Source organism: Streptomyces sp. NPDC057963, from assembly GCF_042887155.1.
Taxonomy (GTDB): Bacteria; Actinomycetota; Actinomycetes; order Streptomycetales; family Streptomycetaceae; genus Streptomyces.
On record NZ_JBHVPX010000007.1, the window covers coordinates 391,554 to 405,233 of the forward strand.

The 13,680-nt window shown below is 72.6% G+C and carries 11 protein-coding genes, 1 other RNA gene and 1 pseudogene; 10 read left to right on the forward strand and 3 right to left on the reverse strand.

The features are described from left to right. Window positions 1–234: 234 nt before the first annotated feature. The 3 genes from ACFVT1_RS19585 to ACFVT1_RS19595 are packed head-to-tail and all read left to right on the forward strand — an operon-like array spanning window position 235 to window position 3,228. Window positions 235–1,107, forward strand: coding sequence for a MaoC/PaaZ C-terminal domain-containing protein (locus ACFVT1_RS19585; protein WP_389796845.1), 873 nt, complete (start codon window positions 235–237; stop codon window positions 1,105–1,107). A gap of 42 nt (window positions 1,108–1,149) precedes the next feature. Further along, on the forward strand, window positions 1,150–2,226 hold the full coding sequence (locus tag ACFVT1_RS19590) for a Zn-dependent alcohol dehydrogenase (RefSeq protein WP_389796847.1): 1,077 nt from the start codon (window positions 1,150–1,152) through the stop codon (window positions 2,224–2,226). A gap of 48 nt (window positions 2,227–2,274) precedes the next feature. After that, the gene (locus ACFVT1_RS19595) at window positions 2,275–3,228 is read left to right on the forward strand and encodes a 3-oxoacyl-ACP reductase (RefSeq protein ID WP_389796850.1); all 954 of its coding nucleotides are present in this window, start codon (window positions 2,275–2,277) and stop codon (window positions 3,226–3,228) included. Between the two features lie 375 nt (window positions 3,229–3,603). On the opposite strand, the gene ACFVT1_RS19600 is transcribed toward ACFVT1_RS19595, so the two are convergent. Then, the gene (locus ACFVT1_RS19600) at window positions 3,604–4,917 is read right to left on the reverse strand and encodes a hypothetical protein (RefSeq protein ID WP_389796851.1); all 1,314 of its coding nucleotides are present in this window, start codon (window positions 4,915–4,917) and stop codon (window positions 3,604–3,606) included. 199 nt (window positions 4,918–5,116) lie between these two features. Here ACFVT1_RS19600 and ACFVT1_RS19605 point away from each other — a divergent pair, with 199 nt between their 5' ends. From ACFVT1_RS19605 to ACFVT1_RS19620, 4 genes are all read left to right on the forward strand, one after another. Continuing rightward, the gene (locus ACFVT1_RS19605) at window positions 5,117–6,160 is read left to right on the forward strand and encodes an ABC transporter substrate-binding protein (RefSeq protein ID WP_389796853.1); all 1,044 of its coding nucleotides are present in this window, start codon (window positions 5,117–5,119) and stop codon (window positions 6,158–6,160) included. An 85-nt stretch (window positions 6,161–6,245) separates the two neighbouring features. Further along, a complete protein-coding gene (locus ACFVT1_RS19610; protein ID WP_389796856.1) occupies window positions 6,246–7,088 on the forward strand; it encodes a Nif3-like dinuclear metal center hexameric protein in 843 nt (280 codons plus the stop codon). Next, window positions 7,085–7,828: a C4-type zinc ribbon domain-containing protein gene (locus ACFVT1_RS19615; protein ID WP_362194963.1), complete on the forward strand. Its 744-nt coding sequence runs from the start codon at window positions 7,085–7,087 to the stop codon at window positions 7,826–7,828. The genes ACFVT1_RS19610 and ACFVT1_RS19615 overlap by 4 nt, the downstream gene beginning before the upstream one ends. Beyond that, window positions 7,828–9,099, forward strand: coding sequence for a bifunctional RNase H/acid phosphatase (locus ACFVT1_RS19620; protein WP_389796859.1), 1,272 nt, complete (start codon window positions 7,828–7,830; stop codon window positions 9,097–9,099). The genes ACFVT1_RS19615 and ACFVT1_RS19620 overlap by 1 nt, the downstream gene beginning before the upstream one ends. Before the next feature lie 180 nt (window positions 9,100–9,279). Here ACFVT1_RS19620 and eda read toward each other — a convergent pair whose 3' ends face one another. Further along, complete coding sequence (gene eda / locus ACFVT1_RS19625) at window positions 9,280–9,900, reverse strand: bifunctional 4-hydroxy-2-oxoglutarate aldolase/2-dehydro-3-deoxy-phosphogluconate aldolase (protein ID WP_389796861.1); 621 nt, start codon at window positions 9,898–9,900, stop codon at window positions 9,280–9,282. A 96-nt stretch (window positions 9,901–9,996) separates the two neighbouring features. After that, on the reverse strand, window positions 9,997–10,797 hold the full coding sequence (gene yaaA, locus ACFVT1_RS19630; RefSeq protein WP_389796864.1) for a peroxide stress protein YaaA: 801 nt from the start codon (window positions 10,795–10,797) through the stop codon (window positions 9,997–9,999). A 289-nt stretch (window positions 10,798–11,086) separates the two neighbouring features. Here yaaA and ACFVT1_RS19635 point away from each other — a divergent pair, with 289 nt between their 5' ends. The 3 genes and pseudogenes from ACFVT1_RS19635 (at window position 11,087) to rnpB (ending at window position 13,442) form a co-directional block, all read left to right on the forward strand. Next, window positions 11,087–12,529 (forward strand): RNB domain-containing ribonuclease, encoded by a 1,443-nt coding sequence (locus ACFVT1_RS19635; protein WP_389796867.1) that lies wholly within the window; start codon window positions 11,087–11,089, stop codon window positions 12,527–12,529. Window positions 12,530–12,795: 266 nt separating this feature from the next. Next, window positions 12,796–13,008 (forward strand): annotated as a pseudogene (locus ACFVT1_RS19640) (Uma2 family endonuclease); the annotation flags it as partial. Window positions 13,009–13,040: 32 nt separating this feature from the next. Then, an RNA gene (gene rnpB, locus ACFVT1_RS19645) (RNase P RNA component class A) lies at window positions 13,041–13,442 on the forward strand. Window positions 13,443–13,680 lie beyond the last annotated feature (238 nt).

The window sequence follows — 13,680 nt, forward strand, 5'->3', positions numbered from 1 at the left end:
TGTGTGTACGGACTTCGCCATGACATATGTCATGGCCGGGCGTTGCCCCGATCCTCGATCTGACGCTACGTCAGCAACGGTCTTCACAAGTGCTGGGCGCTGCGTTATACATGAGGTCATCGGCTAGAACGCGTTCTAGAACGGGCGTGGCGGCCGGTCCCGCACGACCTCGGTGCGGCCGACGGTGCGGACGGCCGCGCCGAGGTCTTCCCACCATCAAGGAGCAGCTTTCCCATGCCCATTGATGCCGAAAAGGCTGTCGCCGCCGAACCCCGGTCCACCCGGATCAGCTGGGGCCACAAGGACGTGCAGCTCTACCACCTCGGGATCGGCGCGGGCGCCGACCCCGACCGGGCCGACCCCGCCACCGACCCCGGTGAGCTGCGCTACACCCTGGAGTCCCGGCTCCAGGTGCTGCCCTCCTTCGCCACGGTCGCGGGCGCGGGCGCGGGGGTCGTCGGAGGACTCTCCTCGCCCGGCATCGACATCGACCTCGCCGCCGTCCTGCACGGCGGGCAGAGCGTACGGGTGCACCGGCCGATCCCCGTGACGGGCAGCGCCGTACAGACCTCGAAGGTCGCCGCGGTGTACGACAAGGGCAAGGCGGCCGTGCTGGTGCTGCGCACCGAGGCCGCCGACGACGAGGGCCCGCTGTGGACCAACGACGCCCAGATCTTCGTCCGGGGCGAGGGCGGCTTCGGCGGGGAACGCGGCCCCTCCGAGCGGACGGCCCGTCCCGCCGCCGCCCCCCACCACGTCGTGGAGCGGCCGGTCCGCCCGGACCAGGCGCTGCTGTACCGCCTCTCCGGGGACTGGAACCCGCTCCACGCCGATCCGGAGTTCGCCAGGCTCGCCGGCTTCGACCGGCCGATCCTGCACGGGCTGTGCACCTACGGGATGACGCTCAAGGCCGTCACCGACACGGTGCTCGGCGGCGACGTGACCCGGATCCGCTCCTACCGCACCCGGTTCGCCGGGGTCGTCTTCCCCGGCGAGACCCTCCGTATCCAGATGTGGACCGGCGAGAACCAGGTCCGGGTCGAGGTCGGAGCCGTCGAGCGGGACGGCGCCCCGGTCCTCGGCGACACCTTCGTCGAACACTCCTGAACCAACTCCAAGAGGTCACAGGCCCATGAGGGGAGCCGCACCGTGCGCGCAGCCGTACTGCACGAGACAGGTCAGGAAAAACTGGAGATCCTCGACGACGTCGAGACGGTGGGCTTCGGCCCCGGCAAGGTCAAGCTCCGCATCCGGGCCACCGGACTGTGCCACTCCGACGTCTCCGCGATGAACGGCGTGCTGCCGCAGCCCGCCCCCTTCGTCCCGGGCCACGAGGGCGCGGGCGAGGTCGTCGACGTCGGCGACGGCGTGACCGGGCTCGGCGTGGGGGACCGGGTGCTGGTCTGCTGGCTGCCCGCGTGCGGGGCGTGTCCGTCCTGCAAGCGCGGCCAGACCCAGCTCTGCCTGGCCGGCTTCATGAACGCGGGCACCCCCAACTTCAGGCGTCCCGGCGGAGAGGTCTTCGGCTTCGCGGGCACCGGCACCTTCACCGAGGAGGTCGTCGTCGGCGCGGGCTGCGCGGTGCCGATCCCCGACGACGTGCCGTTCGAGATCGCCGCACTGATCGGCTGCGGGGTGACCACGGGACTGGGCGCGGCCATCAACACCGCACAGGTGGAGGCCGGTTCGTCGGTCGCCGTGATCGGCTGCGGCGGGGTCGGCATCTCCACCGTCCAGGGCGCCAGGGTGCGGGGCGCCGCCCAGATCGTGGCCGTGGACCCGGTCGCCTCCCGGCGCGAGGCGGCCCTGCGATTCGGCGCGACCGAGGCCGTGTCGCCCGGTGAACTCGCCGACGCCAAGCAGCGGATCACCGCGGGCGAGGGATTCGACTACGTCTTCGAGGTCGTCGGCAAGTCGGCCACCGCCCGCACGGCGTACGAGAACACCCGGCGCGGCGGCACCCTCTGCATCGTCGGCGCGGGTGCCATGGACGACAACTTCCAGGTCAACATGTTCGAGCTCTTCTTCGACGAGAAGCGGATCCTGCCCTCCATGTACGGGGGAGGGGACGTGCTCCGCTCGTACGAACGGGCCATCGCGCTCTGGCGGGCCGGCCGCATCGACCTCGAATCGATGATCACCCACCGGGTGCGGCTCGACGGCATCAACGACGCCCTCGACCAGATGAGGACCGGCGAGTCGCTGCGCACCTGCATCGAACTCTGACGCCGTCACCTGTGCCCCTGTTCCCTTCCGAGAGGCTCCGGGATTCCGATGTCACTTCCCCTGTCCCTTCCCCTGGACGGCATGTCCGCGATCGTCACGGGCGCGGGCCGCGGCCTGGGACGCGCCGAAGCGCTGGAACTGGCCCGGCTCGGCGCGTCCGTCGTCGTCAACGACTACGGGCAGCCCGGCCGCGACGGCTCCGGCGAGGCGTCCGCCACCCCCGCCGAGGAGGTCGCCGCGGAGATCCGGGCGGCGGGCGGCCGGGCGGTCGCGCACCTCGGCGACGTCGCCGACCACGCGCAGGCCCGCGCCCTGGTGGAGCTGGCCGTCGACACGTACGGAAAGCTCGACATCCTGGTCAACAACGCGGGCATCCTGCGCGACCGGATGGTGTTCTCGATGACCGAGGACGAATGGGACTCCGTCATCAGAGTCCACCTCAAGGGCCACTTCAACACCACGCACTTCGCCGCGTCCCACTGGCGCGCCCGCTCCAAGGAGTCCGGCGGCCCCGTCTACGGCCGGATCGTCAACACCTCCTCGGAGGCGTTCCTGGCGGGCTCGGCGGGCCAGCCGAACTACGCGGCGGCCAAGGGCGGCATCGTCGGACTCACCACCTCCACGGCCCTGGCCCTGGCCAAGTACGGCGCCACCGCCAACGCCATCTGCCCGCGGGCCCGTACCCGGATGACGGAGGACGTCTTCGCGGGCTTCCAGGAACCGGCGGACGGCCGGCTCGACGCGCTCGCCCCCGAACACGTCTCGCCCCTGGTCGGCTATCTGGCCTCCCCGGCGGCGGCCAAGGTCAACGGGCAGCTGCTCGTCGTGCACGGCGGGATGGTCGCGATCGTCGAACGCCCCAGGGTGGCGGCGAAGTTCGACTCGTCGAAGGAGACGTTCTCCTTCGACGAGCTGGACGAGCTGATCTCCCCGTACTACGAGGACCGCCCGCCGAACGAGACGTTCGCCGCGGCGGAGGTGCTCGGCCTGAAGCGCGGCTGACCGCAGACGGAAACGGGTGGGCCCCGGACGCCGACCGGCATCCGGGGCCCACCCGTCCCTCGTTGATGTTCCGCGCGGTCAGGCCGCCCGGCTGCCCCCTTCGGAGGGGCGGCGGTGACGGCCGTGCGGCTGTGCTGCCGTGTCGTCCGTCGCGACACCCCCTCGGTGCTTTCCGGAGCCGCCGGCTTCGGCCCGTTCCGCGTCCGCCCCCGGCGGGCGCGTCTGGGTCGTGTCGGTTCGGGCTTCAGACATGTGGGAAGTCACCCCGTTGTGATCGCTTGCGTGTGTGTCACCAGGGCCGATCACGCCACCGCAACACGGCACGGTCGCCCATGACGACCGTGACACACGGCTGCGTGGCCCAGGCCCAGGATTTTAGCCAGGCATCATGCGCCCCGTGAGAGGCGCCTGCCCCAGTGGAACCGGCTTGCACACCGGAAGAGGCGCAGCGGTGGCGGACGGTTGCATACCGCTTTCCCCGTCCGCTCCCGTGCCTGCTCCCGCGCCCGCTCTTGCCGCCGGTTCCGTGCCGTGCTCCCCGTCCGCCGGCGCCACCAGCCGTGCCACCCCGCACGCCACGCTCTCGTTGGCGTACGGAAGTCCGAGTACGCCGTCCCGGGTCCACACCCCGCGACCGGCCTGCCACCCCTCGGGGGCGGCGAGTCGGTGCAGCCGGCGCCCCGCCGGGCGCCACACCCCGAGCCGGCTGCCGGCCGCCCCGTCGATCCGCAGGGCCACCGCACAGCTCTCCGGCATCAGCATCTGCCCCGGCTGCACGGCGAACGGCGCCACCGCCACGCCCGCCGGGCTCAGGCACTCCGGGAAGCGCACCGGCAGGCAGCTGCCCAGCACCCCCCACCCGATCCGGTCGTGCCCCGGCGCGTCCGAGCGGATCAGCAGCAGTCCGCTGTCCGCGTCGGCGAGCAGCAGCCGGTCGTCGCTCCCCGGCGCGATCTGCAGCAGCGGTGTCACCTCGCCGCGCCGCTCCAGGTCCACGGCGACCGCCTTGACCGGGCCGCCGCCCGGCATCTCCCGGTCCAGAGCCAGCATCCGCCCCGCCCGGTCCAGCCAGACCCCGCCGGAACAGTGCCCCGGCACCTCGGCGACCAGCTCGGGTCCGAAGGCACCGCCCGCCACCAGCCAGACGGCCGTGGAGTGCGCCCCGACCGACAGGGCGTACGCGCTCGCGCCATCCGGTGACGGCGGCAGCAGGGTCAGGTCCTCGCATCCGACGGCGCCGAGCGGCAGTTCACCGGTACCCGGGCCGGTCGGATAGAGCAGCGAGAACGCGTGCCGGTCCGCGACCCGGCGCCGGATCAGTACCCGTCCGTCGGTCAGCGGCAGCACGTCCGAGTCCGGCTCCTCCGGCTGGTCGAGGGGGAGCGGCACCGCGTACGGCTCGTGCCCGTCGAGCGTCCAGCGCTCCACGCACCACGCCTGTCCGGCCCCGTCCGAGCCCTCCGCGGCGACGCCGCGGAGGGCGAGCCGGGCCGCGTACGAACCATCCGCCGCGATCGTGAGGGCAGGCGGGGCGAGGGCCGCCCGGTCCGGCGCGTCGTCCCCCAGGACGGTGACTCCGGCGGTCCCGGCGGCCGCCTCCCCGGCCTCCCCGGCAGTCCCGGCGGTTCTGGTGTCCCCGGCGGCCCCGGTCGCTCCCACGGTCCCGTTCTCGATGGCACAGGCAGTCATGGGCTGATCACCTCCGGCAACCGAAGCTAGTTTTCGCACTTCCTGCCGAACAACACGAGACCGATCGCTTCACACATATGGGTGGTGATGCCTGGATTCGCCTGAGGGCGAGGGGGCACCTGTGCTCGGCGAAAAAAGGGGTGAGTAAGGTTAGGCAGCCCTAAGCAATATCCGTGTGATCTTACAACTGGAGCAAGTGATGTCCCTTCGTCGCCGCGGTACCGCCGCAGTCGGCCTGGCGGTGGCCGCCGCCCTTTCCCTCTCCGCCTGCGGGAGCGACGACGGAGGGTCGGGCGGCTCGGCCAAGTCCGAGGGCGGCGGTGACAAGAAGGCGGCCGTCGCGACGGGCGGCAAGGACTTCGCCGACGCCGCGAAGAAGACGGCGGCGTACGGGACGGACGCCGAGCCCGGCCAGTTCCCCCGCACCCTCACCCACGCCATGGGCAAGACGGAGATCAAGTCCGCGCCCAAGCGCGTCGTCGTGCTGGACGTCGGCGAGTTCGACAACGTCGTCTCGCTGGGTGTGAAGCCGGTCGGCTACGCCCCCTCCGAGGGCGACGCGGCCATCCCCTCGTACCTGAAGAAGAACGCGGGCAACCCGAAGAACGTCGGCACGATCAACAACCTCAACCTCGAAGCCATCGCCGGCCTGAAGCCCGACCTGATCCTCGGCAGCCAGCTGCGCGCCGCCGACAAGTACGACGCCCTCTCCAAGATCGCGCCGACCGTGTTCTCCATCCGTCCGGGCTTCACCTGGAAGGAGAACTACCTCCTCAACGCGGCGGCGCTGGACAAGACCGCCAAGGCGAAGAGCGAGCTCGACGCCTACGGGGCGAAGGCGAAGAAGCTCGGCGAGGACATCGGCCCGGACAAGCCGACCGTCTCCATGGTCCGCTACCTGCCGGACCGGATCCGCCTCTACGCCAAGGCGTCCTTCATCGGCACCATCCTGGAGGACGTCGGTCTGCCGCGGCCCGAGAACCAGCAGATCGACGACCTCGCCGCGGAGATCAGCCCGGAGAAGATCGACGAGGCCGACGCCGACTGGATCTTCACCGGCGTCTACGGCGACGTGAAGGCCACCAAGCGCGACACCGCCCAGTCCAACCCGCTGTGGAAGAACCTCAAGGCGGTCAAGGAGGGCCGGGCCAAGGACGTCTCCGACGAGACCTGGTACCTCGGGCTCGGTGTCACGGCCGCGGACCTGGTCCTCGACGACCTCCGTGCCGACCTCGTGAAGTAACGATTCATCGGCGCGCTGCGGCCAGTCCGCACGGGTCGTGGAAGCCATGGGCGGCGGGGCACGGAGGGCAGGTAGCCTTTTCCTTGTGCCCCGTCTGTCTGAAGTCCTCGCCGAGCTCGACGCTCTCTGGCCGCCCGAGCGGGCCGAAGGCTGGGACGCGGTCGGTACGGTCTGCGGAGACCCCGCCTCGCACGTCGACCGGGTCCTCTTCGCCGTCGATCCCGTCCAGGAGATCGTCGACGAGGCGCTCAGGCTCGGCGTCCAGCTGATCGTCACCCACCACCCGCTCTATCTGCGGGGTACGACGACGGTCGCGGCCGACACCTTCAAGGGCCGGGTCGTGCACACCCTCATCAAGCACGATGTCGCGCTGCATGTCGCCCACACCAACGCCGACACCGCCGACCCGGGCGTCTCCGACGCCCTCGCCGGCGCGCTCGACCTGCGCGTCGAGGCCCCCCTCGTACCGGATCCCACCGACCCCAAGGGCCGTCGCGGCCTCGGCCGGATCTGCGTGCTCGACCACCCCGAGAGCCTGGCCGACTTCGCCGCCCGCGCCGCCGCCCGGCTGCCCGCCACCGCGCAGGGCATCCGGCTCGCGGGCGACCCGGCGGCGACGGTGCGCACCGTCGCGGTCAGCGGCGGCTCCGGCGACAGCCTCTTCGACGCGGTGCGCGCCGCGGGCGTCGATGCCTTCCTCACCGCCGACCTGCGCCACCACCCGGCCTCCGAAGCCATCCAGCACTCCCCGCTCGGTCTGATCGACGCCGCGCACTGGGCCACCGAATGGCCCTGGTGCGAACAGGCCGCAGCGCAGCTCGACGCGATTTCCGACCGCCACGGATGGGGCCTGCGGGTCCATGTCTCGAAGCAGGTCACCGACCCCTGGACCACCACCACCCACCACTCTTCTGGAGCCCCCAACTGAACGCCGCGCCCGCCGACCAGATCCGACTCCTCGACGTCCAGGCCCTCGACGTACGTCTGTCGCAGCTCGCGCACCGGCGCAAGTCGCTGCCCGAGCACGCCGAGATCGAGTCGCTCACCAGCGACCTCGCGCAACTGCGCGATCTGCTGATCGCCTCGCAGACCGAGGAGAGCGACACCGCCCGCGAGCAGACCAAGGCGGAGCAGGACGTCGACCAGGTGCGCCAGCGCGCCTCCCGCGACCAGCAGCGCCTCGACTCGGGTGCGGTCACCTCGCCCAAGGACCTGGAGAGCCTCCAGCGCGAGATCACCTCGCTGGCCAAGCGCCAGGGCGACCTGGAGGACATCGTCCTCGAAGTGATGGAGCGCCGCGAGTCCGCCCAGGAGCGCGTCACCGAGCTGTCCGACCGGGTCTCCGCCGTCCAGGCCAAGGCCGACGACGCGACCGCCCGCCGGGACGCCGCGACCAAGGAGCTCGACGAGGAGGCCGCGACCGTCACCAGGGAGCGTGAGCTCGTCGCCGGTTCCGTCCCCGCGGACCTGCTGAAGCTGTACGACAAGCTCCGCGAGCAGCAGGGCGGGGTCGGCGCCGCCCGCCTCTACCAGCGCCGCTGCGAGGGCTGCCGCCTCGAACTGAACATCACCGAGGTCAACGATGTGAAGGCGGCCTCCCCGGACACCGTGCTGCGCTGTGAGAACTGCCGCCGCATCCTCGTCCGTACGGCGGAGTCGGGCCTGTAATGACCCAGCCGCGCCAGCTCGTCGTCGAGGCCGACGGCGGTTCCCGGGGCAACCCCGGGCCCGCCGGTTACGGTGCGGTCGTCATCGACCCGGTGACGGGGGAGACCCTTGCCGAAGCCGCCGAGTACATCGGTGTCGCGACCAACAACGTCGCCGAGTACAAGGGCCTCATCGCCGGCCTGAAGGCGGCGAAGGCGCTGCTGCCGGACGCCACGGCGGACGGCGCGCTCCAGGTGCGGGTCCGGATGGACTCCAAGCTGGTCGTGGAACAGATGTCGGGCCGCTGGAAGATCAAGCACCCCGACATGAAGCCGCTCGCGGCGGAGGCCGCCAGGATCCTGCCGGCCTCCGCCGTCACGTACGAGTGGATTCCGCGCGAGAGGAACAAGCACGCGGACCGGCTCGCCAACGAGGCGATGGACGCGGGCAGGCGCGGCGAGCAGTGGAAGCCGTCGGCGTCGACGGCCGCCCTCGACACCCCGCGCCCCTCGACGACCGCCGTCCTGCCGCCGGTCTCGGGCCCGCCCGGTGACGCGGCGGCGGGCGCGGCCAGGGCCCGAGCGGCCCTGTCGGCCCGCCCGGGAGCCGGTACGGGCGCGGCATCCCCGGCCGCCCCCCAGGTGGGCTGGGCAGCGGCGCCCGATCTCGGGGCGCCCGCCACCTTCGTACTGCTGCGGCACGGCGAGACGGCCCTCACCCCCGAGAAGCGTTTCTCGGGCAGTGGCGGAAGCGATCCCGAACTCTCGGCGACCGGCCGAGACCAGGCCGAACGCATCGCCCGGTCGCTGGCCGACCGCGGCACGATCGAGGAGATCGTCAGCTCCCCGCTGCGCCGCTGCCGCGAAACGGCGGCCGCGGTGGCGGCCCGGCTCGGTCTGGAGGTCCGGATCGAGGACGGCCTGCGCGAGACGGACTTCGGAGCCTGGGAGGGGCTGACGTTCGCCGAGGTGCGGGAGCGTTACGGCCCCGACCTGGACGCCTGGCTCACCTCCGCGAAGGCGGCCCCCACCGGCGGCGGCGAGAGCTTCGCCGAGGTCGCCCGCCGCGTCGCGGCCACCCGCGACCGCCTCACCGCCCGCTACGCGGGCCGTACGGTCCTCCTGGTCACCCATGTGACGCCGATCAAGACCCTGGTCCGGCTGGCGCTCGGGGCCCCGCCGGAAGCCATGTTCCGGATGGAACTCTCGGCGGCGTCGGTGTCCGCGGTCGCGTACTACTCGGACGGGAACGTGTCACTCAGGCAGCTGAATGACACGTCGCATCTGAGGTAGCGGGCGGAAGCCCCCGCGGGACAGAGGCCCCTGCGGGACAGAGGCCCCCGCGGGACAGAGGCCCCCGCGGGGCGGAAACCTCCCCAGGACAGAAACCCCCGCGGGGCGGAAGCCCGCGCGCGGAGGCGAGGCTCGCCGGGGCGGAGCCCCGGTTCCGGGAAGCGCCGAGTGGGGGGAGAGTCAGCCGCGCAGCGCCGCGGCCTCGCTCGCCAGCCGCTCCACCCGGGCCCAGTCCTTCGCCGCCACCGCGTCCGCCGGGACCATCCAGCTTCCACCCACGCAACCGACGTTGGGCAGAGCCAGATAGGACGGCGCGGAGGCGAGGGAGATGCCGCCCGTCGGGCAGAACCGGGCCTGCGGCAGCGGCGAGGAGAGCGCCTTCAGATACGCGGTGCCGCCCGCGGCCTCGGCCGGGAAGAACTTCATCTCGGTGACCCCGCGCTCCAGCAGTGCCACGACCTCGGACGTCGTCGAGACGCCGGGCAGGAACGGCACCTTTGACGCCTTCATCGCGTCCAGCAGCGTCTCCGTCCAGCCGGGGCTGACCAGGAACCGGGCACCCGCGGCGACGGTGTCGGCGACGTTCCGTACGGAGATCACCGTGCCCGCGCCGACCACCGCGTCCGGCACCTCGGCCGCGATCGCGCCGATCGCGTCCAGTGCCGCGGCGGTGCGCAGCGTCACCTCGATGGCCGGGAGCCCGCCGGCCACCAGGGCCCGGGCGAGCGGCACCGCGTCGGCGGCGTCCTCCAGGACGACAACGGGCACGACGGGGGCGAGGTCCAGCACAGAGGAGGTCATCCGCACATCTTGCCGCGCGCACAACACACCACGCAACGACCGTTGCGCATGCTGCAACGCGCGGGCGATGTGTCGCGACGCGCCGGGTCTCCCGGCTCAGTGGACCTCGGTCACCACGACGTCGAGCGACCATGCCCGCCCGGCCCGAGCGGGGGCCTCGGCCTCCACCGCGTACCCGAGCTCCCGCAACGTCCCCACGAGTTCCGCGGGCCCCTTCGGCCGTGCGCCCGCCAGCAGCAGATCGCGAACCATCCGCCCCTTCGTCGCCTTGTTGAAGTGGCTGACCACGGACCGCTTCTCGACCCCGTCCACCAGCTGGGAATGCAGCACCCGCACGCTCGCCGTGCGCTCCGCCACCTCGCCCTTCGGCTTCCAGGCCGCGGTGTACGCGGACGACCGCAGGTCCAGGACCAGTCCGTCCCCGGCGGCCTCCGGCATGGCCTCCGCCATCGGGTCGCGCCAGTACGCCCCGAGCGGGCCCAGCCCCGGCAGCTTCACCCCCATCGAGCAGCGGTACGAAGGAATCCGGTCGCCCACCCGCACGGCGCCCCACAGCCCGGAGAAGACCAGCAACGACTTCCCGGCCCGCCGCCCGGCCGCCGCGTCCAGGGAGGCCAGGTCCAGGGCGTCGTACAGCACCCCCGTGTAGATCTCCCCGGCCGGACGCGTCCCCGCCGTCCGCAGCTCGACGTTCTTCGCGATCTCGCCGCGCAGCCCCTCGCTCAGCCCGAGCACCTCGCGGGCCTTCTCCGTGTCCGCCGTGCACAGCTCCACCAGCTCGTCGAGGACCGCGGCCCGCGCCGAGGCCAGTCCCGGCAGCGCCAGCGACTCCGGCTTCAGGGGCGCTCCGCGCCCCGACGCGGCCTTTCCTTCGGAGGGCGGCAACAGCACGAGCACGGCGGTTCTCCTTCGTACGTACGCACAGGTAAACGGGCCGAGAAGGCCCGCGCACCAGCGTACGGGGGCCACCGGCACCGCCCCGTGGCCCGTCCGGCGGATCAGGGCAGGCCCATGGCCCCGGACCAGGCCCGACAGGGGCCCGGACGAGGCTCGACACCGGCCCGGACCAGGCCCGACACCGGCCCGGATCAGGGCCCGACAGCGGCCCCGGACCGGGGCCGGACAGCCCTTACGGCCCGTCGCCGCCCGGGATGCCGCCGGACCCGCCCCGCCATACGCTCGGTCCATGCCCCGCCGCCATCTCCACATGACCGGGCCGGCCGACACCCCGCTGAGGGCGGCCCTGCGCAAGCTGCGCACCGAACTCGGTGTGCCCGACGGCTTCCCGCCCGACGCCCTCGCCGAGGCGGCACAGGCGGCGGGCGCCCCCGCGGCGTCGGCCCACCGGGACGCGACGGACCTGCCGTTCTTCACCATCGACCCGCCCGCATCGGCCGACCTCGACCAGGCCATGCACCTCGAACGCCGCCGCCACGGCTTCCGTGTGCACTACGCCATCGCCGACGTCGCCGCCTTCGTACGCCCCGGGGGTGCGCTCGACACCGAGGCCCACCGCCGGGTGACGACCCTCTACTTCCCCGACGGCAGGGTGCCGCTCCACCCCACCCCGCTCTCCGAGGGCGCGGCCAGCCTCCTTCCCGGCCGGACCCGCCCCGCCGTGCTCTGGCGGATCGACCTCGACGCCGAGGGCGGCGCCGTCGCCACCTCGGTGCACCGGGCCCTCGTCCGCAGCCGCGCGAGACTCGACTACGCGGGTGTCCAGCGGCAGATCGGGGCGGGCACCGCCGAAGAGCCCCTGGCCCTGCTCCGGGACATCGGGAGGCTCCGCGAGGAACAGGAGGTCGCCCGCGGCGGGATCTCCCTGAACGTGCCCGAACAGGAGATCGTCGCGCGCGACGGCACATACGGCCTGGAATACCGTGCCCCGCTGCCCGCCGAGGGCTGGAACGCCCAGATCTCCCTGCTGACCGGCATGGCCGCCGCCCACCTCATGGCGGAGACCGGCACCGGCATCCTGCGGACCCTCCCGGTCGCCCCGGACGGCGCCGTCGCCCGGCTCCGGCGCTCGGCCGAGGCGCTGCACATCGACTGGCCGCACCATGTCCCGTACGCCGAGGTCGTCCGCTCCCTCGACCCCGGGAAGGCCGACCACGCCGCGTTCCTCCAGGAGTGCACCACCCTCCTGCGCGGCGCCGGCTACACCGTCTTCCAGCACGGCGAGATCCCCACCCCCGCCGTCCACGCCGCCGTCGCCGACCTCTACACGCACTGCACCGCCCCGCTGCGCAGGCTCGTCGACCGGTACGCGGCCGAGCTGTGCCTGGCCGCCGTCGCGGATCAGGACCCGCCCGAATGGGTCCTCGCCGCACTGCCCGGCCTGCCGAAGGAGATGGCGGACGGAACCAGGCGCGCCAACACGGTCGAGCGCGAGTGCGTCGACGTGGTCGAGGCCGCGCTGCTCAAGGACCGGATCGGTGAGGTCTTCGACGGGTACGTGATCGACGTGTCGGAGCAGGAGCCGACGACGGGCACCGTCCACATCGACGACCCGGCCGTCGTCGCCCGCGTCGAGGGCGGCACGGCGACGCTCCCGCTGGGGGAGCGGCTGCCGGTCAGGCTCACCCGGGCGGATCCTGGCTCGGCGAAGGTCCTTTTCGCCCCCGCGTGAGCGCGGCCACGGCGGCACCGGGATCATCCGCGTGGAACCGCACCGTCCGGGCCCGCCCTCGCCGGCCGAGCGGCCGTGCGAACGCCACCGGCGGGACCGGCTCCACGGTCACCGTCGTCCGCCCGCCCACGACGAGGCCGAGCACCCCGTCCGCATCCACCCGCAACCCTCCGTCCGGATACCGCCGCTCGACCCGTGCCCCGGCGATCGCCCCGGCGGGAACCCGCAGGTCGAACAGGACGCCGTAGCGAATCCGCAGCGCCCCGAACAAGGGGCTGAAGCTGAGGAGCGGTGGACGCTGCCCTGAGAACCACGTCGTCCCCGATGGCACCTTCGCCCTCACCGAGCCGCGGCTGTACTGGGGAGCGGACCCCTGGATGCCGTTCGAGGGGGTGGCTCTCGTCGTCGAGGTCACCTCGGCCGAGCCCCGGGCCGACCGCACGGACAAGCGGCACTGCTACGCCCGCGGACCCGTCCCCCGCCGGACGGGTAGCATGGTCGGCACGGCAGACGAGCCGGGCGGACGGCCGCGTGGGGATCCTCGGATCCTCCCGAGGAACGTCCGGGCTCCACAGGGCAGGGTGATGGCTAACGGCCACCCGGGGTGACCCGCGGGACAGTGCCACAGAAAACAGACCGCCGGGGACTTCGGTTCCCGGTAAGGGTGAAACGGTGGTGTAAGAGACCACCAGCGCCTGAGGTGACTCAGGCGGCTAGGTAAACCCCACCTGGAGCAAGGTCAAGAGGGGCCGTCGCGAGACGGCCCTGCGCGAATGTTCGAGGGCGGCCCGCCCGAGTTCGCGGGTAGACCGCACGAGGCCGGCAGCAATGCCGGTCCTAGATGGATGGCCGTCTCCCCGGCCGCCGCGAGGCGACCGGGCGACAGAACCCGGCGTACAGCCCGACTCGTCTGCCGCTACCCGCGGCTCTGCTTTCGAAGGGCCCCGAAGGGGCTTCCGGCCCGGTCGGGACTCCCAGATCTTTCGGCGGCCTGCCGGTCCGGGTGTTGCGAACACCCCGAGGCGTGCGGCAGGACGCCCGTGACGGTTCCCACGTTTTGTTCTGCATGCTCGATGGCCGGTCGAACTCCCGCGCAGATTAAGGGCTGTTGGCGGGCTGATGCGTGGGTGGGGCGGCGGCGGAGAAGCGGC